This window comes from Pseudomonas sp. TH39(2020) (genome assembly GCF_016650715.1).
GTDB classification, from domain to species: domain Bacteria; phylum Pseudomonadota; class Gammaproteobacteria; order Pseudomonadales; family Pseudomonadaceae; genus Aquipseudomonas; species Aquipseudomonas mandelii_C.
In genome coordinates this window covers 1231156-1251109 of record NZ_JAEKFF010000006.1, presented here as the reverse complement: position 1 = coordinate 1251109, position 19954 = coordinate 1231156, and the positions used below count along the sequence as shown (strand labels likewise).

General features: G+C 59.1%; 15 protein-coding genes, 1 other RNA gene and 3 pseudogenes. 3 read left to right on the top strand and 16 right to left on the bottom strand.

Annotated elements, in window-relative coordinates; genetic code table 11:
• Positions 1–122: 122 nt before the first annotated feature.
• Positions 123–1049: pseudogene (locus tag JFU47_RS33595) on the bottom strand (methyl-accepting chemotaxis protein); the annotation flags it as partial.
• A gap of 395 nt (positions 1050–1444) precedes the next feature.
• Between JFU47_RS33595 and pmrG the strand changes: the two are divergent.
• Entirely contained in the window at positions 1445–2116 is a 672-nt protein-coding gene (pmrG, locus tag JFU47_RS13710; RefSeq protein WP_201183535.1) for a lipopolysaccharide core heptose(II)-phosphate phosphatase PmrG, read from the top strand.
• 33 nt (positions 2117–2149) lie between these two features.
• Complete coding sequence (locus JFU47_RS13705) at positions 2150–2983, top strand: phosphatase PAP2 family protein (RefSeq protein ID WP_201183534.1); 834 nt, start codon at positions 2150–2152, stop codon at positions 2981–2983.
• Positions 2984–3105: 122 nt separating this feature from the next.
• On the opposite strand, the gene JFU47_RS13700 is transcribed toward JFU47_RS13705, so the two are convergent.
• Positions 3106–4545 (bottom strand): ArnT family glycosyltransferase, encoded by a 1440-nt coding sequence (locus tag JFU47_RS13700; RefSeq protein ID WP_201183533.1) that lies wholly within the window; start codon positions 4543–4545, stop codon positions 3106–3108.
• 345 nt (positions 4546–4890) lie between these two features.
• Between JFU47_RS13700 and JFU47_RS13695 the strand changes: the two genes are divergently transcribed.
• On the top strand, positions 4891–5763 hold the full coding sequence (locus tag JFU47_RS13695) for a metallophosphoesterase (protein ID WP_207202989.1): 873 nt from the start codon (positions 4891–4893) through the stop codon (positions 5761–5763).
• 12 nt (positions 5764–5775) lie between these two features.
• Here JFU47_RS13695 and rimJ read toward each other — a convergent pair whose 3' ends face one another.
• The 14 genes and pseudogenes from rimJ to JFU47_RS13625 form a co-directional block, all read right to left on the bottom strand.
• A complete protein-coding gene (rimJ, locus tag JFU47_RS13690) occupies positions 5776–6342 on the bottom strand; it encodes a ribosomal protein S5-alanine N-acetyltransferase (protein ID WP_140681686.1) in 567 nt (188 codons plus the stop codon).
• Positions 6343–6400: 58 nt separating this feature from the next.
• Entirely contained in the window at positions 6401–7423 is a 1023-nt protein-coding gene (locus JFU47_RS13685) for a sensor histidine kinase (protein WP_201183531.1), read from the bottom strand.
• A gap of 9 nt (positions 7424–7432) precedes the next feature.
• Complete coding sequence (locus JFU47_RS13680) at positions 7433–8893, bottom strand: ATPase domain-containing protein (RefSeq protein ID WP_201183529.1); 1461 nt, start codon at positions 8891–8893, stop codon at positions 7433–7435.
• Complete coding sequence (locus JFU47_RS13675) at positions 8890–9366, bottom strand: hypothetical protein (protein WP_342215377.1); 477 nt, start codon at positions 9364–9366, stop codon at positions 8890–8892. Before JFU47_RS13675 ends, JFU47_RS13680 begins: the two co-directional genes overlap by 4 nt.
• Positions 9367–9712: 346 nt before the next feature.
• A pseudogene (locus tag JFU47_RS13670) lies at positions 9713–11119 on the bottom strand (DUF2252 domain-containing protein).
• Positions 11120–11246: 127 nt separating this feature from the next.
• Complete coding sequence (locus tag JFU47_RS13665; protein ID WP_201183527.1) at positions 11247–12170, bottom strand: hypothetical protein; 924 nt, start codon at positions 12168–12170, stop codon at positions 11247–11249.
• A 102-nt stretch (positions 12171–12272) separates the two neighbouring features.
• Positions 12273–12491, bottom strand: a pseudogene (locus tag JFU47_RS13660) (hydrolase); the annotation flags it as partial.
• Between the two features lie 184 nt (positions 12492–12675).
• Positions 12676–13069, bottom strand: a transfer-messenger RNA (tmRNA) gene (gene ssrA, locus JFU47_RS13655).
• A gap of 115 nt (positions 13070–13184) precedes the next feature.
• The gene (locus JFU47_RS13650; protein WP_111450480.1) at positions 13185–13436 is read right to left on the bottom strand and encodes a hypothetical protein; all 252 of its coding nucleotides are present in this window, start codon (positions 13434–13436) and stop codon (positions 13185–13187) included.
• A 243-nt stretch (positions 13437–13679) separates the two neighbouring features.
• Positions 13680–13952, bottom strand: a complete 273-nt coding sequence (locus JFU47_RS13645) for a hypothetical protein (RefSeq protein WP_201183525.1) — start codon at positions 13950–13952, stop codon at positions 13680–13682.
• 119 nt (positions 13953–14071) lie between these two features.
• Complete coding sequence (locus JFU47_RS13640; protein ID WP_201183523.1) at positions 14072–16891, bottom strand: FAD-binding and (Fe-S)-binding domain-containing protein; 2820 nt, start codon at positions 16889–16891, stop codon at positions 14072–14074.
• Entirely contained in the window at positions 16888–17559 is a 672-nt protein-coding gene (locus tag JFU47_RS13635; protein WP_201183521.1) for a LutC/YkgG family protein, read from the bottom strand. The genes JFU47_RS13640 and JFU47_RS13635 overlap by 4 nt, the downstream gene beginning before the upstream one ends.
• Positions 17559–19013 carry a LutB/LldF family L-lactate oxidation iron-sulfur protein gene (locus JFU47_RS13630; RefSeq protein WP_201183519.1) on the bottom strand — a complete coding sequence of 485 codons (1455 nt, stop codon included), beginning with the start codon at positions 19011–19013 and terminating at the stop codon, positions 17559–17561. Before JFU47_RS13630 ends, JFU47_RS13635 begins: the two co-directional genes overlap by 1 nt.
• Complete coding sequence (locus JFU47_RS13625) at positions 19010–19834, bottom strand: (Fe-S)-binding protein (protein ID WP_201183517.1); 825 nt, start codon at positions 19832–19834, stop codon at positions 19010–19012. The genes JFU47_RS13630 and JFU47_RS13625 overlap by 4 nt, the downstream gene beginning before the upstream one ends.
• Positions 19835–19954: the final 120 nt, after the last annotated feature.

Sequence of the window (19954 nt, the reverse complement as noted above, 5' to 3'; positions counted from 1 at the left end):
TCGATCTTCTGGCTGTTAACCCCGGCGCTGGTTTGCTCGGTCACGGCGGACAGCTCTTCGGCAGCGCTGGCGATCTGGGTGACGCCGTCGCGGATGCCGCTGATCAAGTCGCGCAGGGTTACACCCATGCGAGCGATGCCTTGTTGCAACACGCCGAGTTCGTCGCGGCGAGTCACTTTGACGTCCTGGGACAGGTCGCCGCTGGCGATGCGTTCAACCACGGCCAACGTGTCGCGCAGCGGGCCGGTAATCTGACGGGTGATGATCACGGCAGCAATGATGCCTACCAGTAACGCCAGCAAGGTGCTGATCAGCTGAAGTGTGCGAGCCTGGGCGCTTTCGACGTCACGGCGGTCGAGCTGGATCTGATACAGCTGGTCGCTCAGGGTTACGATAGCGGCGCCCTGGTCGGTCATTTCCTTGCGCGCCTGCACTGCATCGCTGTTCGCCGCTTTATAAGCCTGCAAGGCGCTGCGGTAGTTGGTCAGTGCGGTTTCCAGCTGACGCAGGGCGTCTTGCTGGGTGTCGGCGAAATGCACGTTGAGGGGGGTAAGGCTGGCGATCGCCACGTCCAGTTGGCCGACGGCTTTTTGCTCGGTCTCGGCGTTGGTGGTCGCGGTGTAGCCGCGCACTTCGTAGCGGGCCAGCAAGAAGGCTTCCTTGGCCGCCGTGATGGCCTGGAATTGTTCGAAGCGCTGGTCGCTCAGAGGCATTTGCTGCACGCGGGTGTTGATGGCGTTGATCAGCGTGTTGGCGGTGTCGGCATTGGCGCCCATGGTGTCGCGCGCGCTGTTACCGGTGCGGTACGCGCTGCGCATTTTGTTCAGGGATGTCTTGTAGGCGTCGATGACGGCGCCTTGCTCTTTGAGCAGCTTGAGGTTTTCCGGGCTCTTGAATTTCACCAGCAGCGCTTGTTGCTGAGCGGAAAACGCCTCGAGCGTGGTCTGGACGTTCTGTGCGGCGGTTTCGTCGCCGTTGGTCAGCATGTATTGCAGGCGAACCACACGCAGCTTGGTCAGGCCGGCATTGAGCTGGGTGATGTCGCTCATCCAGTTGCTGCGGTCAATCAATCCGCCCAGGCTCGTCCAGCCGGTCAGGGCGAGGACGCAGGTCAGGGCCAGGACCAGGCCGAACCCCAGGCCCAGCTTCATGTTCACGCTGATATTGCCGAACCAGCTATTCATCAAAAGTCCTCCAGGAACGTTGTGCTTCTAGATCGTCGGTTGGCTGGAAGATTGTTGTTTTTGGTCGCCAGCAAGGTGTGTAGCAGGACTGTATCGGCAGCCATTGCGAGAGCTGAATGGTTTTTGCGGGACCGATGTGTAACAAGGCTTTTGTGCAGGTCTTAAGCTTTTTTTCACATGCGTTTCACCGACTGCCGACGCCAGCCTACTTACTCTCGCCGCACCGAAGAAAGTGATGCGTGCCTGAGAGGCGGTTTGATGTGGTATTGAGACTGAGTCTGTTCGGGGTAAAACGCTCGATTGATCTGAGCCGTTTTGCCCGCTATCGCAATGCGGCTGTCGTGCTCGGCTCGGCGCTGTTGGTGATTCCGCTGACGGTGTGGCTGTTGCGGCCGGCCGCTGTACCGGACCTGGCCCATGGCAATGTGGCCGGCGCCCGGGCGTTGGCGGCCGATTGGGCCAAGGGCAACGTAATCGTGCTGGTGCGTCACGTCGAACGCTGCGATCATTCCAGCGCCGCCTGTCTGAGCGGTAACGATGGCATTACCGCTCGCGCTCGCAGCGTCGCGGTGGGGGTCGGTGCACAGTTCGAGCAACTGGGGCTGAGCAGGGCCGACATCTACAACAGCCCCATGATCCGTACAGCGCAGACCGCTGGCTACATGTTCAACAAGGTCGGAGTCGGTGAAGAATGGTTGATCAATTGCAAGGGCAGCATGCTGCGTGACACTCTGGCGCACAAGGTGGCCGGGCGAAACCTGATTCTGGTGACCCACAGCGAATGCATGTCGCAACTTGAGAAAGACCTCAAATTACCGGCTTCCACTCTCGGTTATGGTGCTTCCTTGTTTATTTCTGCCGAAACGCCTCAGGCGCCGCACATGCTCGGCTTCATCGAAGCCTCGGATTGGCACTCGGTGACCACCGAATGAGTTTTTAATCATCTCTCTGGATCAGGACACACCATGCTCACTGCTTCCCACTACCGCTTTTACTGGGCGAACTTCGGCATTCCGCTGGCCTGCGCGGCCGTGGTTTTCCTGCTGTTCGACCTGACCAAAATCGACATCGCGTTCAATGATCTTTTTTATGATCCGATCACCAAGACGTTTCCGCTGGATCATATCTATCTGTTCGAAAAGATCACCCATAAATGGGCGCGGATCATCCCGAACTGGACCGGTGAGATAGCGATCATCGGCGCCTTGCTGTCGTTTCTCTGGCCACGCCTGAAGGCAGAAAAGCACTCGAAAATCATCGCGTTCCTGGAAAAAATCAAGGCCGCGCCGGTGCTTCGATTTGCCAACAAGCACCGTCGGGACTTTCTCTATGTGGTGTTTGCGTTCTCCATCAGCACGGGTGTCATCCACTACCTCAAGGGCCACACCAGCGTGTACTGCCCGGTCGAAACGACCCAGTACGCGGGGAAAATCGAGCATAAGGAGTGGTATCAGAATTTCGATCTGCTGAAAGTCGCCGGCAAGGGTCGCTGCTGGCCGGGCGGGCACGCCTCGGGCGGTTTCACCATGCTGGCGCTGTACTTCGTGGCGCGCCGCTACCGCTGGCGCTATTCCAAAGCGGTCATGTACGGCTCGCTGCTGCTCGGTTTTGTCTACGGCACGACGCGGGTTGTGCAGGGCTGGCATTACATGTCCCACACCTTGTGGGCCGGGATCTTCGTGTGGCTGGCGTGTTTGCTGACAGCGCTGGCGTTCTACGGGCGGGCGCGGCTGGAGCAGCCGGTGCTGCAAGCGCATGAGCGGCCTGAAAACGCTGCTCAGACGCAGACGGTTAGCTGATTCAAAAGGCTTGAACGACAAAACCCGCCAACCCTGAAGAGGGGGGCGGGTTTTTTATTGCTGTCCCGTGGCGCGGCGGTTGGGAGATGGCCTTCGGTGTGACTGAACCGCCGGCAGAGGGTTCACTCCCCGACGAAATAATACGCCTGACGCCCCACCATCATGATCTTCAGCACCTTCAACGGAGCGGCCGGTTCGCTCTCACCCGGCATCACCGCCACATTGCTCGGGGACGCCTTTAAAAACTCATGCAGCTGCGCCTCGGTGTCCAGTCCCTTGATCACCCGTTGGGTGTAGAACACGGTGGCACCGTCTAGCCGTTCATTGGCCTGGAACAGCGCGACTTGCTGCCCTTTGGCCTGTAGCGTCTGAATGTGTTCGGTCAGTGGCAGGAAGGACAGCTCGACGTCGGCCCGGGGTATTGCCCATTGCGCGGCGGCCAGGTAACTGGCGATCACCACCGTGAGCAAACCGGCGGCCACACCTTGTCGGTGCCGGGCAATACGGCCGATCAGGCTCGAGGCGCCTTCACGGGCCTTCAGTCTTTGGAGCAGGACGTGGGCATACTCCGCCGCAATCACGGCGGCGGCGGGCGTCATCGACATCAAGTACACGGTGCGCTTGCTCGAGGCCAGCGTCAGCACGACGAACTGCGCCAGTATCCACAGGGTAAAAAACAGCAAATAACGGTTGGCCATCAGGCTTTTGCGAAAGTGCCACAACCCCAGATACACCAGAATGTTCCAGGGCAGGAACGCTTCCGGCAGCTTGGCCAGGTAGTAGTAGAACGGTTCGTAATGCCCGGCTTCGACGAAAGAGCCGCTGAATCGGCCGACGCTGTTGGTCAGCAGTACTTCGCTTACGGCATGGGCACCGTCGCGTTGGTACAGCGCAGCGAGCCAGATCAGCAGCGGGATCAGCCCCAGCAGTGTCAGCAGCCCAGGTCGTAGCCAGTCGGCCACTTTCAGGCGTTTGTCTATCAGGCTCTCGGCAAGCAGGAACGCGAGGATCACCACCCCGGGCATCGCCAGTCCCAATACACCTTTGCTTAAAGTGGCGATGGCAATCCCCGCGGCAAACAGCAAGGCGTTGCCAACCGTGGCGTGCCGTTGTCCCTGGAAAAACGCCAGCAGCGCCATGGTCACGCCGAGGGCGAGCAAGGCGTCCTCACCGACACCGCGCACGTTGCTCCAATAACTGGCCATGGTTGCCAGCAGGATCCCGGCGGTCCAGGCAATCGTCTTCGGCCGGCCGAACCGGCGCAGCATGGCGTACAACACCATCACGGTGAACAACCCGGCAAACGCCGATGCCAGCCGCACCGTCCACGGCGTGCCACCGAACACACGGATCGCCCCGGAGTCGAGCCAGAGGCTCAGGGGCGGTTTCTCCAGGAAGGATTCACCGAACAGGCGCGGCGTCACCCAGTCGTCATCCAGGTACATTTCCATGGCGATCCCGGCGACCCGGGCTTCGGTAGAACCTTGCAATTGATGGTTGCCAAAGGCGAAGAAAAACAACAAGCAACCAAGCAGGAAAAGCAACGGGGCAGGACGCGACATAAGGTTCTGGCCATTGACGAAAGGGGGCCGAAAAAAAACGGGCTAAAAAAAGTATACGGGGCGAATTCTTAACAAAGTGTGAACAACTGGTGTGATCTATTAATAGCAAATGTCGACCCTTGCTTTCCCTTAATGCCTGGCTGGCCATGCCAAGTGAGCCCTTGATTGAAGCGACCCCAAACTCCATCGTCCGCTGCAAAACGTTTTGTCCCCGGAAAGGCTGTTCGCAGGCTAAGCATCGTCGCAATCATCTTGCTGATTGGCGCAGCGATAGTCGGGTACTGGATATTTACACCGCCGGCGCCGTTTGTTCCGTTGAGTGGTCTGGATCCTTCCGCCGTGTCGATGATTGCCTTGGGCGACCAAGGCAGCGGCGATCTGCAACAGTGGCGAGTGGGGCAGGCCATGGAGCGAGTCGCGGCCAGAGACGGGCGGCTGGACATGGTCGTGCTGTTGGGCGACAACTTCTATGGCAAACCGCTGACCAGTACCCACGACCTTGGCTGGCAAATGAAATTCGAGCGCGTCTATTGGGGCCAGTGGCTGAGTCATGTGCCGTTTTACGCCGTACTGGGCAATCACGATTACCCCAAGTCGCAAAAGGTCGAACTCGAATATGGCCGGCTGCGCAAGGGCTCGGGTCGCTGGCAGATGTCGAGCAACTTCTACGTCAAGGATTTCGGCAGCGTCGATGGGCGCCCGTTGGTGCGAATGGTGTTCCTCGACACCTCGGCGCCACGGGAATCCTTTCAGCGTCAGATCGACATGCTTGACCAGGCCTTCCAGCAACCGGGACCGGCACCTGTATGGCGCATTGCGGCGGCCCATCACCCGGTCCGCAATCATGGCCAGCATGGTGAGGACGGTGAACTGGTCAACCTGTTGTTGCCCGCACTGGAACGCAACAAAGTCGACGTGTTCCTCGCCGGGCACGACCACAATCAGCAACTGCTACTGCGCGCGGCCGAGCCAGCCTGGGTGGTTTCCGGGGCCGGGGGTCAGAAACTCTACGCCGTTGGCGCCGCAGCGCAGGACACCTCGTTTGCCACCGCACACGCCGGTTTTGCCAAACTTGATTTGAATCCCAGCCAATTGCGGCTGACCTACTATGACGATCGAGGCAACCTGGAAACCGGTTATCGTTGGGACCGGGATTGTCAGTGGATGGCCAAAGGCTGCCTGTTGCCCGACGTTGCGCAAAAGGTGGTCGTGCAATAACACGATGAGCGCTTAGCGGTACTCGGTACTCGGCGCCGGGTTGATCAACGCCGTCAACACATGATCCTGCCAGCGCCCGGCGATACTCAGGTAGGCCTTGGCGTAGCCCTCACGTTCAAATCCCAGACGCTCGAGCAGCCGCGCACTGCGTTCATTGCCAGGGATGTAATTGGCCATGATCCGGTGCAGCTTCTGCTCATCGAACATATAGCCGATTCCCGCCTCCAGTGCTTCCAGCATCAAGCCCTGGCCCTGATGAGATTCGTCGATGTGGTAACCGAGATAGCAGGCCTGAAACGCCCCGCGAGTGATGCCGCTGAAGTTGCAGGCGCCGATCATCTGACCGTTGTCCGGATCCAGCAACGCGAAATGCACCGCCAGACCGGCCTGGAAAGCGCTGGCTTGCACCTCAAGGCGCGGGCGGATGCGTTCAGGGCTGTGGTAATCGACGGGGCGAATCGGCGACCACCGGGCGAGATGCCTCAGGTTGCGTCGGTAGAAGTCGCTTTCCAGCGCCGCCTGTTCAGGGTCGAGCACTGCCAGCGTCAAGCGTTTGCAGGGCAGGGATAGCAGCGGCATAGGGCGCTCCGGTTCACGGGGGATCGTCGCGCAAGCATTACGTGGCCTGCGGAAAAACTCAAACCGCCAGCGGCAACGTCACGATAAAGGTGCTGCCCTTGCCGTCACCGTCGCTCATGCCGATGACCGTGCCGCCATGGGCTTCGACCAGCTCGCGAACGACTGTCAAGCCAATGCCCAGGCCCGCGCCATTGAAGCCGACCGCGTGAACATCCTGCACAAACGGGTCGAAGATAAACGGCAGCGCCTGAGCGGAAATACCGATGCCGTCATCGCAAATGCTTATCTCCAGCACGTCGTCCTTGGCCGTGACCGAAAGCGTGACATTGCCACCCGGTGGCGTGTATTTGGCCGCGTTGCCCAGCAGGTTGCCGAGAATCTGCGTGAGGCGCACAGGGTCACCATTCATCGCCAACGCGCACTCGGGCAGTTCAGCGGTGAAGTGCAAATGGTGAGCCGTCATCACCGGGCTGCACACGTCGATGGCCTGATGGATGATCTGCACCATGTCCACGATGCGGCAATCGAGGCGCAACTTGCCGGTGCTGGCGCGGGAGACATCGAGCAAATCGTCTACCAGCCGCGACATGTGCTGCACCTGGCCTTCGATCAGTGCCTGCATGCGCGGCAGCTCCTCACTGGGCACGCGTACCAGACGTCCGGCGATCATGCTGATGGGTGTCAGCGGATTGCGCAGTTCGTGAGCCACCAGGGTGAGGATGTTGCGTTGTTGTTCCAGGGTGTGTTCGGCCGAGGCTTGAAGGTCTTGCGCGCTGAGGGCCGCGATCACCAATTGCGCGTTGGCTTCACGCATCTCCAGGAACAGTCGTTGTTCTTCCTGCGTGCGCTGGGGTTTTTCTGCATCGGACTGCGCCAGCAAAATCGCCAGCACCAATTGCTGATTGGCCTCGATCAGTTGCTCGACCTGCTGGCTATCGACCAGCCGGGTGTTGGCGTCGCTCAGCTCTTTTCGCAGCGCCGCCAGCACCGCCCGTGCCTCAACAGTTTTCTGGCCGAGCAGGAACAGTTCGCGAGCGGCGGTGGCCATCGCTTGCTCGTTCTTGCCATTGGCCTCACTCATGGTTTTTGCTCATCCGTCGTCTTTGCCCAAACGCTGCCGGGTTGGCCGGCCACCGAGTAAGCCTTCCTGGTCTGGCAACATCTCGCCGATGTGCAAACCGTTATTGTCGATGTGGTACTGGCGCAACTCATCGGAGTGAGCGCTGGCCCGCACCTTGACCACGGCCATGATGCGCAGCAAGCGGCTCTGCACTTCAATGTAGCGCTGAACGATGATGGCGTCGGTGAGAAATGCCGTGCCGTAAGGGCTGAAGCGCAGGTCGGTGTAGCGGTCTTCCAGCTCTGAGGTCATCAACACGCTGACCCCGGTGCTCGTCAAAGCAGTGACCATGCGCGACAGCGACTCGCGAAAGTCTTCGCGGAAGGTCGGCGCGAGCGCCAGTTCGAAGCCAGACAGCGAATCGATCACCACGCGGGTGGCTTTCAGTCGGCTGATCTCGCTGAGCAGTAAATGCACGATTTCGTCGATGGACAGGTCCGGGGCGCGGCTGTCCACCAGACTGACCTGTCCGCTCTGGATCAGGTCCGCAAGGGTGGCGTTCTGGGAGTGATTAGGCCGTTGTTCAAACACCGCGATCACGCCGGTTTCACCATTTCTCGCGCCCTCGGCGAGGAAGGTGGACGCTAGAATGCTTTTGCCCGAGCCCGACGGCCCGGCCACCAGCAAGGAATAACCACGGGGCAGGCCACCACCCAGCATCTCGTCGAGCTGTGGCACGCCCATTTTCAGGCGCTTGATGGGGAACTCCAGTGGTGCTTCAACCGGGTTCAGGGCCGCAGGCGCAAAAACCTTGATCCCCGACGTCGCGATACGGAAGGTGTGCAGCCCTGGCAGCGTTGGCTGGCCGCGCATCTTCATGATTTCCATCTTGCGCACCATGGAATTGCGCTGAACGCTCTGGCGCAGCCAGATCAGGCCGTCGGCCACGGTGAAAATCGGGTTGGTGTCGGTTTCGGTGAAGTATTCGCCGATCAGGAAGGTCGTCGCCTGCCAGGTGGTCATCAACATGCCCAGTTGCTGAACGAACTGCGGCAGATTGTTGTTCGGGTTGTCCTGGGTCTGGCTGGCCAGCACCACCGAACGGAACGAGTCGACGAACACCAGTGACGGGGAGTGAGCCTCCACCTCGCTGACGATACGCCGCAGCACTTCGTCCAGATTCCCGGCCAGGGTGTCGTCCGCCAGGTTGACGTAGCGGATCGACTGGTTGATCGCTTCGCTGTCGAAAAAGTCGAATTGCTGCTGGTAACGCAGCATCTTCAGCGGCGGCTCGCCGAGCACCGTAAAAAACAGCGCCGGGCGCTCGGGCGTCGCCAGGGCGAACATCATCTGATGCGCCAGGGTGGTTTTGCCACAGCCAGGCGGGCCGGCGATCAGGTTGAACGAAAACTCCGGCAATCCTCCGCCCAGCACCTCGTCCAGTCCTGGCACGCCGGTGGCCAGGCGGTTGATAGTCACTTTGGTGCTCATGGCGAAATTTCCTGCGAAGGGGTGTCGCTCAAAGAAGGTTCCCACACGCCACGAAGCAAACGTGCGGTGAGCGAGGGCCCGATCAGCGTGGTCAGCAGCTCATAAAACGTGGTCAGCAACACGTCACCGAAAAACAGCGCATCGGTTTCGCTTTGCGCGACGAGTACGGACTTGAGGGCAGTCAGATCCAGGGAGGCCGCCTGCACACTGTCATAGGTGCCGGCCAGGCGCGGATGCCTGGAGGCGCACAGATGAAGGCTGCGGCGATAAAGCGCGACAACCCCTTGTTGGCCGATGATGGGCGTGAGGGCTGCGTCCATATCCTGCAATATTGATGCGATCGCTTGCGCGACTGTTGCAATGTCAGCGTTGGGGCCAACGCGGTGCGCCAGAGAAGCTACGATCTGGCGGCTCTCTTCGCTTAGCGTGGACATGGCTAACTGATATCCGATGAACAGTGCTTGATGGTACACCCTATGGCGGTGCCGGGAGTGGTTTGCGTCAGGGGATTGCGGCAGGGCCCGAAAACCTGACTCTTTCTAGAGTATGGCTCTATAAAGTCCCTCCGGTTGGTGCACAAACAAGGAAACATTGGCTTTTTTGGCGAAATCGGATCGGCTTTTTGATCGTTTAAAGTGCCCATAGATACTGTTTTGAGCCCACTGAAAACAAAACAGCAGGCAAAAAAAAGCCCGCGGGAGGGCGGGCAAACCGTAGTTTCTTGAATGAGCGAGCGCAATGTACCCGTTGGTGAACGGTCGTGGGATGAAGAAAAATTCATGTCGATGAGTGCCCGCCGCTTCAGACCCTGAGACACGCCTACGGCAAATGATCCGCTGCAAAGTCCACTTCCGAGCGTGCCCGCAAACGGCCCTTGCGGCAAGCCTGCTGGAATCGCTCAAAGTCGCGCTCATTCTGCTCGGCGTAGCTTTGCGCATACTTGAACAACGCGTCGGCCAGTGCATCGCTCTTGCCGATGTAGCCGCTGATGTGTGCTGCGTTTCCCGACGATTTGGCATGGGCGCGGGCCAACGCGCGACCACAAATGCGTCCGTAGGCGGCGAAGGTGTCCGCATCGAACGTCTCGAGTTCAGCCGAGACTTTCATGTCGCGCAACTGGCGCACATAGAAGTGTCGACCGCTGGGGCCGGTGGTCCAGCCGAGGAACAGGTCACTGGCCGATTGCATCAACCGTTGGCCATCGACCACGCGCTGACCGTTATGCCGCACCCGCGATTTAGTCTTCACATAATCGGCAAGCACCGAACGACGTGCCTCCTTGAACTGCAGGAACAGCGGGAACTCCTGATCATCGGTCAGCAGGGCCACCAGGCATCGAGTCCCGACGCTGCCCACTCCGACCACTTTGAACGCCATGTCCTGAACGTGAAAACGCGCCAACAACTCACGACGGTCGGCTTGCAGTGTGCCGGGATAGTCGCGCATGAAGGCGTCGTAAAGCGCACGCTAGTCCGACAGGCGCAGCCAGTCGTCGTCGGCATCCAGCAGCGTGGTGTTTTCGTGTAAATGGAAAATTTCCGGCAGGTCATCCCGAATGATCAGTCGGCCATGTGTGTCACGTTCACTGATTTTCGGTAGCAGTTCAGCATGGGTGCGACGTTCAGCTTTTTCGATGGCGCGCTCTACATGCTCCAGTGTCGCTTTGCTCGCCTGCTGCCGCAGATCGCGGTAACTGATGGACTCGTACCAGGTTTCCATGGCGCTTTGTTCGGCGCATTCGAGCATGGTCTGCTGGTAGGCGCCGACCACCTGGCGGCAGACAGTTTCTTCGACCGTGTCGCCATGGCGCAGGTCGCGTGCCGCCACCACGAAGCTCGCCACCAGCCGTTTCAAGTCCCACTCCCAAGGGCCGGGATGGGCTTCGTCAAAATCGTTGACGCTGAACAGCAGATTGCGTTCCGGCGTTGCAAAACCGCCGAAGTTCATCAGATGACTGTCGCCGCAGATGGGCGATATCAGGCCCATGCTGGATGTTGCGGCCAAGTCGTGGGCTTGCAGCAGCGCGTTGCCGCGATAGAAGGTAAACGGCGAGACCAGCATGCGGCCATAGCGCAACTCGACCAGCGACTTGATGCGGCCTTCACTGGACGTTTTGATCAGCGGCAGCGGGTCGCGATTTAGTTTCCCTATGGCCGCCTGCGAACTGCGGGAGCAGTTCTTGCGTGCATCCTTGCCTTGCTTCAAGCGGTCGTTGAGGGTGGTCATGTGGGCTCGTTTGATGAGTGTTTTTGAACGTGTGAGAGATGAGTGTAGAAGGGCTCCGGGTCTTCATCCGAAGTGTTTGGGCTTTGATCGTGGGGGCGAACGGGAGCAACTCAGCAACGAGCGTCCTTCAATACTCAGTCGTCCCCAAAGCCCTCAAAACCCACCCCGCCTCACCAGGCATCAACGTGTACTGAACCTGCCGAATTTTCCCCGTCCTGCCCGCATCGGCATCTGTGCTGTCATAAACCGGGAACCGTTGCACCAACGCATTTTCCACCACGGCAAACTCATCCTCGCCCTGGTAGCCCACGGCTGTTTTCGGGTTCTCGCTGACAGGCGGTAGATAAATCTCGCTCAGCGACTTTTTGCGGTTGGCAGCGTAAGCAATGAGCTTGCCCGGCATCCCGCGTCCCGGTGACCTGATGAAGACGTAAATCTCTGGAGAGCCATTGCGATCAAGGTCGGCGACCTCTGCTCTGACGATGGTGCCGGTGAGGGGGCGTACGATCTCTGAGTTATCTATTTCCAGACCTTGGGGGGCAATGCGTAGAGCACGATTTCCATCGATCGACACGCTCGTCACGTGAAAGCCAATGCCCTGCAATTCAAGTGTCTGGTCGAACGGCTGGTTGCTATCCGTCGCATCACCCGAGTTCAGGCTTAATGAAAGGCTGTAGTTGGCCACTTCATTGCGCCGAGCGGCGTTGCGCATCAGGTATACCTGAACCGTATATTCGCCATCGGCGGGCAATGGTCCCAGAAAGTGATTGCCCATGATCGATCCGTTAAACAACGCATAGTCCGCACCTTTCGCGGTGATGTTGAAGTAGGCAGAGGCGTTGGAAGACTTGAAGTCCACGGTCATCATTTGGCCGGCCTTGGCGTTTAGACGGTACTGAGCAGTGAGCGGGCCTTTGATGGATTGGGCGAACCTGACGGTGTCGGAGCCATTTTTGAAGGTGACCTGCTCGACACGATGAGCGATCTCGGAGGCGGCGTGTACAGGCACAGAAACCATGGCGGCCAGGACGGCTGCGATCCATATGTTCATGTTGATCTTCCTGAGTGAGTGGTTGCTCAAGCGGTTGCAGGTAAGCCCGCAGCATAGGTCCAGTTGCGTTGAATCGCCGACTAATACGTTGATTACAACTCACCCGTGCTTGATGAAAATGCGATCGACCAGGATCAGGCTGTCATCGTCTGGTGCGGGGTGCCCGCCGAGTTGTTTCGGGAAGGGTGTTTTGGATTCGTCGTGGCGCTCGACGGTGGCGACGCCGGGCAGGGTATCGATGAGTGTCTGGATACGTTCGATGAGCCATTGATGTGGGGCGAAACCGGGCTGGACGTCGATGATGAGGAGGGCTTGGCGCATGGGCGTCTCCGTGGGAGGTCGCGACGACGATGATGGCTTGGCTGCGGGGTTTTTTGTGGTGGTCTTGCGAGCCTTATCGCGGGCAGGCCTGCTTTTGCCGGGGGTGGTGATGCTGCCTACAGATATGACCAAACCCCAGATGCAACAAAACCCGCACTTGGCGGGTTTTGTTTTGCTTCGTATTTGGTGGAGCCGGGGGGATTTGAACCCCCGTCCGCCAGTACTCCGCTGTCGGTACTACATGCGTAGCCGTGTCTATTAAGTTAACCCTCAGCGACCCGACGGGCAGGGTGCTTTGGGCGAGTTGTGTAAGTTTTAGCCGCTTCGTCCACAACGTACTGCACGGCGATTCTGTTCTATATGACAATCACTTTGGGTTTACAGACATCCCCTGATGATTGCTGGACCCGAAGGTACCAGGAGGGAAGGGCTAAGGCTGCTTACGCAGCGAGAGCGTATTCCCCGTAGGTTTCGTCATTGGCAACTATAGAAAGTTGCAACAGTGGATTTACGAGTTCTGTTACCAACTCGGCATGCACCTAAAGTTTCGCAACCGGCGTCGAATCCTAAACGGCCCCGAGCCTGTTGCTCTGTGAATCAAAGTGAGCAACAAGCCTGCGCAGTGTACGCCAACACACGTCAGAAGGCCAACCGGAAGGTTGGCCGCGAGTGATTATGGGTTGGGTTCGTTGCTCAGTTTGTCAGCGCCAATGCCTGGATGGCCTCGGTGGCGCATTTCTTGTCGTCACCGGCGGCTTTTGAAGTTTTGGCGCTGGCCAGCAGTCTTTTGATCTCCGGTGCGTTGGTGGAGGTCGCTGGTAGCGCATTCACTTTGGCTTCGAGCTCCTGCAGTTTGCTCGTACAAAGGTCGTTGTCCGCTGCAAATACGGGAGAGGCCAACATTGCAGCAGACATGAACAAACCAGCGAGTGCGGTACGTTTCATGGATATCTCCTTGTGCTGATGGTCTCGGTGCTGCCGTATGAGTGGGCGGCTCGGCCGAGGTCGGAAAATAAGCCACGATTGATGGGCCTACTTAAAAGACCACGAAGCTGCGCAGGAATTCGGTTTTTTCAATCCGAAACAGCCCCAAGCCTGTTGCTCTTTGAATCCTGATGAGCAACTAGCTTGTGCGGTGTACGCCAACAAGGCCCACAAGGCCAACCCGAAGGTTGGCCTTGTGCTGGGTTACTTCCCGCCTTTGTTCGCGTTCTTGAGGTCCTGGATGGTTTGGGTGGTCTCGGCGATGCAGTCGTCAGTCCCTTCCTTGGTGCCTTTTGCCTGATCGGCTTTGGCGTTCTTGACGCTGTCCATTACCTGTTCAGTCATTTCCGGAGGAATCTGTGCCTTGGCATTTTCGATGGTTTTCAAGTTGACCGCACAGAGGTCTTCGGCGGCAAACGAGGTGGACGCCATCAGCGAGGCAGTAACGAACAGACCTAACAGTACAGAACGTTTCATGTGTATCTCCTTGAACTGAGGGTCCAGACTTCGCTGGCCGTCAGGACGGGCTGCCGAGTTTGGGTAAAGCCCGGTAGCGACCGGGCTAATTCTGTGGACTACGGCAGCGCGTCAGGGTTCTATCTCTCTTGCGTAACCCTTGCCTGCGTTACCCGATCCACCAGATAGACTAGCCCGTGGTAATCAATTCCGCCGTGCTGCGTCAGACCTATCTCACACGTGCGGCTGGTCGAAATCCCCTCGCTGCATTGCTGAACCGCATTCTTGAGCGTTCTTAACGAATGAGCGTTCAATTGCGGCGTAGTGAAACCCTTGTCCCCGGCAAATCCGCAACAGTGAATGCCCTCGGGAATCACCACGTTTTTGCTGCACTTGCGCGCCAGATCGATCAATGCCTGACTTTCCCCAAGGTGCTGGGTGCTACAGGTGACGTGCACTGCGATTGGCGCTTCCTGGGGCGTGAAATCAAGACGATCCATCAGATGCGTACGAATGAAACGCACCGGGTCGTACAGGTCCAGGCGCACATCACCCAAGTCCTGGGCGAGGCGCAAGGTGCAGGGGCTGGTGTCGCAGTAGATCGGGTCGAGCCCGCCGCGACTGGCGTGCAGCAAGGCGCCGATCAGTTCCTGGCGTTTGTGTTCGGCCTGTTCGGCGTAGCCCTTGGAGGCGAACGGTTGCCCGCAGCAGAGGTTGTCCAAATTGTCCGGGAAGACCACTTGGTAACCGGCCTTTTCCAGCAGCCCACGGGTTTTGTCGTACAGCGACATTTGCTCTTTATCACCCGCCGCCGGGCCCATTGCCCGCGACACGCAGGCCGCGAGGTACACCACTCGAGGGCGTTCGTCCGACACTGTCGGGCTGAAGCGAATGGCTTTTTCCGGTTGCGGCATGGCGTTGGTCCACTGTGGGACCTGACCTTTGGATAGGCGCGTCAATGTTGCCGAAAGCTTTGCCAATCGTGGCGCCCCCAACAGCATCCGCGCGCCATTGGCCACATGCAGGGTGAAACGCGCGCCTTGCAGCGCAGTGGCGAAATTGCCTTCCAGCCAATTGGCGGTTTTCGTATGAGTTGCCTTCCGGCTGCGGAGCTTTTTCACCAGCTCGCCGGTGTTGATTCCTACAGGGCAACGTTGTGCGCAGAGGCCGGTGGCGGCGCAGGTATCGATGCCTTGGTATTCGTACGCGGCTTCGAGTTCGGTGGTGTCCACGCCAGCGCGTTTCTTCGCCTGAATGTCACGCCAGATCACGATGCGCTGGCGCGGGCTCAGGGTCAGGCCTTTCGACGGGCAGACCGGTTCGCAGAAACCGCACTCGATGCACTTATCCACAATCTCATCGGCGGCCGGCAACGGCTTCAGGTGCTTGAGGTGGATCTGCGGATCCTCGCTGAGCACCACGTCCGGGTTGAGAATGCCGTTGGGGTCGAGCAGGCGTTTAAGCTGCCACATCAACTGGTAGGCATCGCTGCCCCATTCCAGCTCGACAAAGGGCGCCATGTTGCGCCCGGTGCCGTGTTCGGCTTTCAGCGAACCGCCGAATTCCACCGCAACCAGTTGCGCCACGTCGTCCATGAACGCCTGATAGCGTGCGACTTCTTCCGGGTTGTTGAAGCCTTGGGTGAAGACGAAGTGCAGATTGCCTTCCAGCGCGTGTCCGAAAAGGATCGCTTCGTCGTAGTGATGTTTGTCGAACAGCTCGATCAGGCGGTTTACGCCGATGGCCAGTTGTTCAACCGGGAAGGTCACGTCTTCGATGATCACCGTGGTGCCGGTTTTGCGCACGGCGCCGACGGCGGGGAAGGTGTCCTTGCGGATCGCCCAGAGCCGGGCGTTTTCCACCGGGTCTTCGGTGAAGTCGACCTGTTTTTCCACCGGGAACGAGGTCAACGACGCCATGATGTGCGCCAGTTGTTCCTGCAGCAGTGTGGACGATGCGGCGCGGGATTCGATCAGCAAGGCGCAGGCATTGTTCGACAGCTGTTGTACGAAAGCGGGCATGCCGGGTTTGTCCTGCACCGAACGCAAACTGCGTCGGTCCAGCAGTTCGACGGCCGACACCGGTTGGCTTTTCAGCACGGTGACGGCGTTGCAGCAGGTCTCCACGTCCGGAAATACGATCAGCGCCGAAGCCTTGTTCGGGTGGTCGATCACCGTGTCGTAAGTCACCGCGCTGATGAAACCGAGGGTGCCTTCGGAGCCCACCAGCAAGTGGCTCAAGATATCCACAGGCTCGTCGAAATCCACCAGGGCGTTGAGTGACAGCCCGGTGGTATTTTTCAGACGGTATTTGTGGCGAATTCTCGCCGCCAACTCGGCATTGGCGCGGGTTTCGCGGCCCAACGTTGCCAGGCGTTCAAGCAGCGTAACGTGGCTCTCACGAAACGCCGCAACACTCGCCGCATCTTCGGTATCGAGACGGCTGCCGTCGGCCAGCACCAGACGAATGCCAGCCAAGGTGTGATAGGTGTTTTGCGCCGTGCCGCAACACATGCCACTGGCATTGTTGGCGACGATGCCGCCGATTTTGCAGGCATTGATCGACGCCGGGTCCGGGCCGATCTTGCGACCGAACGGTGCCAGCCATGCGTTGGCCTGTGCGCCGATCACACCCGGTTGCAGACGGATTTGCGTGCCTTGGCCCCGGATCTCGCGACCGTTCCAGTTATCCCCCAGGACGATCAACACCGAGTCACTGATGGCCTGGCCGGACAGGCTGGTGCCGGCGGCGCGGAAGGTCACCGGGACTAGATCCCGTTGCGCCAGTTTCAGCAGCGCGACTACTTCATCTTCTGACTCGACACGAATCACCAGTTTCGGAATCAGCCGGTAGAAACTGGCGTCGGTGCCGAAGGCCAACGTTGACAGCGGATCGTCGAAACGTCGCTCCTGGGGAATCAGTTGCTGCGCATCTCGCAGGAAAGCCGCGGGTAGATTCATTGGTCCTCCAGGATCATGACCACGAGATCTTTCGGACCGTGAGCGCCGTAGGCCAGGACCTGCTCGATGTCGGCGGTTTTCGACGGGCCGGATACCAGCAGGGCGTTGGTCGGCATGCCTTGGGCCCACTCGAATTCCTGCTGCACTTGATAGAAGTTGTCGCGGATTTCACTGGCCTTGAGCAGGGCGAAATGCACTGGCGGCACCAGGCTCATCAGGCGCGGTTCTTCCCGCGTCGGCCAGAGAATCAGGCTACCTGTGGCGGCGATTGCGCCGAGGGTGCCGGTCAGGCTGGCCGGCGTGTCATTGAACAATTCGGTCTTCCATTCTTCAACCGGACGGTCGTAGGATTTGAGCGTTGGCAGATCAGGATTTTTCGCCCAGTGCTGAGTGATACGTTGACCGTGAGGCGTCGTCGGTGCAATCAACAAACTCGGCAACTGACGGTCCCGCAACAATTGAGCAAGCAACGAAGGCCAACCTTCGGCGGACGTCAGGTGGATTTCGGTGTGTACCGCTTCCATCAGTTTGCGCAGCTGCGGGATGCGTTGCTCGGCGGTGTACGTGTAGGGCGCTGTCACCAGTTCGACGTCGAACTCGTCAGGCACCGGTGTGGCGCCGGTCAGACTTTTCCGTAATTTGGCGAGGATATTTTGCTTGGCGCTCATCAGCGATCTCCCTGTTTGGCCAGATGCTCGCGGGCCATGTCATGCAGTGAGCGGGCAGCGGGTTTCGGTGCGCTGTGGTTTTGCGTCCAGGGGCCGACGTTGCTCGGCGCCAGTGCTCGCAAGCGAGTAGCGAAGAAGCCGAACAGTCGATAAAGCGTGGGTGAACTGTTGAGCTTCGCCCAGGCATTCCAGATAAACCGTTCTTTGCGCGAGTACTTGCTGCCCTGGCCGCGCATCACTTGATGAGGGCTGTCCGGGGCTTTGACGTTCTCCTCCCGTAGGCGACGCAGCAGTGCCGGAATCGGAATTTTTACCGGGCAGACTTCACCGCAAGCGCCACACAACGACGAGGCGCTCGGGTGGTCCGGGACTTTCGCCAGACCGACCATGTGCGGGGTGATGATTTTTCCGATAGGCCCAGGGTAAACCTCCCCATAGGCATGGCCGCCGATTCGGGTGTAGACCGGGCAATGATTCATACAGGCGCCGCAGCGGATGCAGTTCAGGGTCTGGCGCAATTCGCTGTCGGCGAAGGCCTGGCTGCGACCGTTGTCGAGCAATACCAGGTGCACTTCCTGCGGACCGTCGAGTTCATGTTCCTTGCGCGGGCCGGAGATCATGTTGACGTAGGTGGTGATCGGCTGGCCGAGGGCTGAACGGGTCAGCAGTGACAGCAGCGGCACCACATCGCGCAGGTTTTCCACAACTTTTTCGATGCCGGTGACGGCGATGTGCACCGGTGGCACCGTGGTGGTCATGCGCCCGTTGCCTTCGTTTTCCACCAGCAGCAAGGTGCCGGTTTCGGCCACGGCGAAGTTCACGCCGGAGACGCCGATGTCCGCTTCGAAGAATTTCTGCCGCAAGACTTTGCGACCGATCTGAATGAGTTGGTCAACGTCCTTGGTGTATTCCACGCCAAGTTTGTCGTGGAACAAGGACGCGACCTGACCGGCATTCTTGTGGATCGCCGGCATAATAATGTGTGAAGGCTTCTCGTGGTCGAGCTGGACGATGTACTCGCCCATGTCCGATTCCAGGCATTCAATGCCCTGTTCAGCGAGGAAGTGATTCATTTCCATCTCTTCGCTGACCATCGATTTGCCCTTGATCACTTGCCGCCCCTCGTGAGCGCGGATGATCGAGAGGACGATGCCATTGGCCTCGTCTACCGTTTCCGCCCAGTGCACTGTCACACCGTTGCGGGTCAGGTTCTGTTCAAGCTGCTCGAGCAGGTCGGGCAACTTGGATAAAGCACGGGCGCGGACAGTATTGCCCAGCACTCGCAAATGTTCTCTTTCGTGGGCATCGCTGAAGGACGCTGCCCGTTTTGTCATCAGCGAATCCATCGCCGTGCGAAAGTTATTTCGCAGTTGCTTGTCACCCAACGCCTTGTGAGCCCGGGTGCGAAAATCTTCTTCCACGGCAACCGTAGGAATAATCGCGGAAGCGTTCATTGAACACCTCCGGTTCGCTGCCAGAGGAAACTGGCCAGGTGTTGGCCGCGCAACGCTTCCTGCTGTTTCTCCAGTGAGCCGTTGATGTTCATCAGGCAACCGCAATCGGCACTGAGTACCTTGTGCGCGCCGGATTCCTTCAACGACCGGGTCTTGTCAGCCACCATCGCGCCGGAAATGTCTGGCATACGGACGCTGAAAGTCCCACCGAAGCCACAGCATTCACTTTCATGGTTGTGGTCGACTCGCTCCACATTGCTCAGCTGCGCCAACAACTCGCGGCCATGCAAGTGGGTGTTCATCTCACGGCGTGCCGAGCACGACGTGTGCAACGCTACTTTGACTGGCTCGCCACTGTCCTTGAGCTGCACCTGGCAGACAAACAACAGAAACTCGGCCAGTTCATAAGTCCGGGCAGCCAGCGCCTGAACCTGTATCAGCGTGTCCGGCTCGTCCTTGAACAAGTCGACGTAGTGTTCGCGCAACATCCCGGCACACGATCCCGATGGCACCACCACCGGAAAGTCCCCGGCAAACAGCGCCAGTTGCGAGCGTGCCACGGTCCTCGCCTGCTCGGTGTAACCCGAGGTGTAGGCCGGTTGCCCGCAGCAGCTTTGCCCCTGCGGATACTCGACACGAATGCCTTCGCGTTCCAGCAAGTGAATCGCGTCCATCCCGGCTTCAGGGTAGAACAAATCCACCACGCAGGTTCCGAACAGGTAGACCCGTGACGGTTTCTCGCTGGGGTATTGCCGAGGCTCGGGCAGTGGCGGGGCGACGCGGGTCGCATTCGGCGCTGCGTTGTAAAAAAGCTCGCTCATCAGGCGTGTCTCCGGGTAGTCCCGGTTATCCGTCTGTTGAGGCTGCTGAATATAGAGAGGCAAGCTTTCAGCAGCCTTACAGACCGGGTTGTGAATAGCTGACGCCGGAATCGTGGTCCG

Bases quoted from the DNA above. Each gene is read 5' to 3' on its own strand.
- JFU47_RS13705 (WP_201183534.1), top strand. From the start codon at position 2,150: ATGCTCACTGCTTCCCACTACCGCTTTTACTGGGCGAACTTCGGCATT.
- JFU47_RS13700 (WP_201183533.1), bottom strand. From the start codon at position 4,545: ATGTCGCGTCCTGCCCCGTTGCTTTTCCTGCTTGGTTGCTTGTTGTTT.
- JFU47_RS13695 (WP_207202989.1), top strand. From the start codon at position 4,891: ATGATTGCCTTGGGCGACCAAGGCAGCGGCGATCTGCAACAGTGGCGA.
- rimJ (WP_140681686.1), bottom strand. From the start codon at position 6,342: ATGCCGCTGCTATCCCTGCCCTGCAAACGCTTGACGCTGGCAGTGCTC.
- JFU47_RS13685 (WP_201183531.1), bottom strand. From the start codon at position 7,423: ATGAGTGAGGCCAATGGCAAGAACGAGCAAGCGATGGCCACCGCCGCT.
- JFU47_RS13680 (WP_201183529.1), bottom strand. From the start codon at position 8,893: ATGAGCACCAAAGTGACTATCAACCGCCTGGCCACCGGCGTGCCAGGA.
- JFU47_RS13665 (WP_201183527.1), bottom strand. From the start codon at position 12,170: ATGAACATATGGATCGCAGCCGTCCTGGCCGCCATGGTTTCTGTGCCT.
- JFU47_RS13650 (WP_111450480.1), bottom strand. From the start codon at position 13,436: ATGAAACGTACCGCACTCGCTGGTTTGTTCATGTCTGCTGCAATGTTG.
- JFU47_RS13645 (WP_201183525.1), bottom strand. From the start codon at position 13,952: ATGAAACGTTCTGTACTGTTAGGTCTGTTCGTTACTGCCTCGCTGATG.
- JFU47_RS13640 (WP_201183523.1), bottom strand. From the start codon at position 16,891: ATGAATCTACCCGCGGCTTTCCTGCGAGATGCGCAGCAACTGATTCCC.
- JFU47_RS13635 (WP_201183521.1), bottom strand. From the start codon at position 17,559: ATGAGCGCCAAGCAAAATATCCTCGCCAAATTACGGAAAAGTCTGACC.
- JFU47_RS13630 (WP_201183519.1), bottom strand. From the start codon at position 19,013: ATGAACGCTTCCGCGATTATTCCTACGGTTGCCGTGGAAGAAGATTTT.
- JFU47_RS13625 (WP_201183517.1), bottom strand. From the start codon at position 19,834: ATGAGCGAGCTTTTTTACAACGCAGCGCCGAATGCGACCCGCGTCGCC.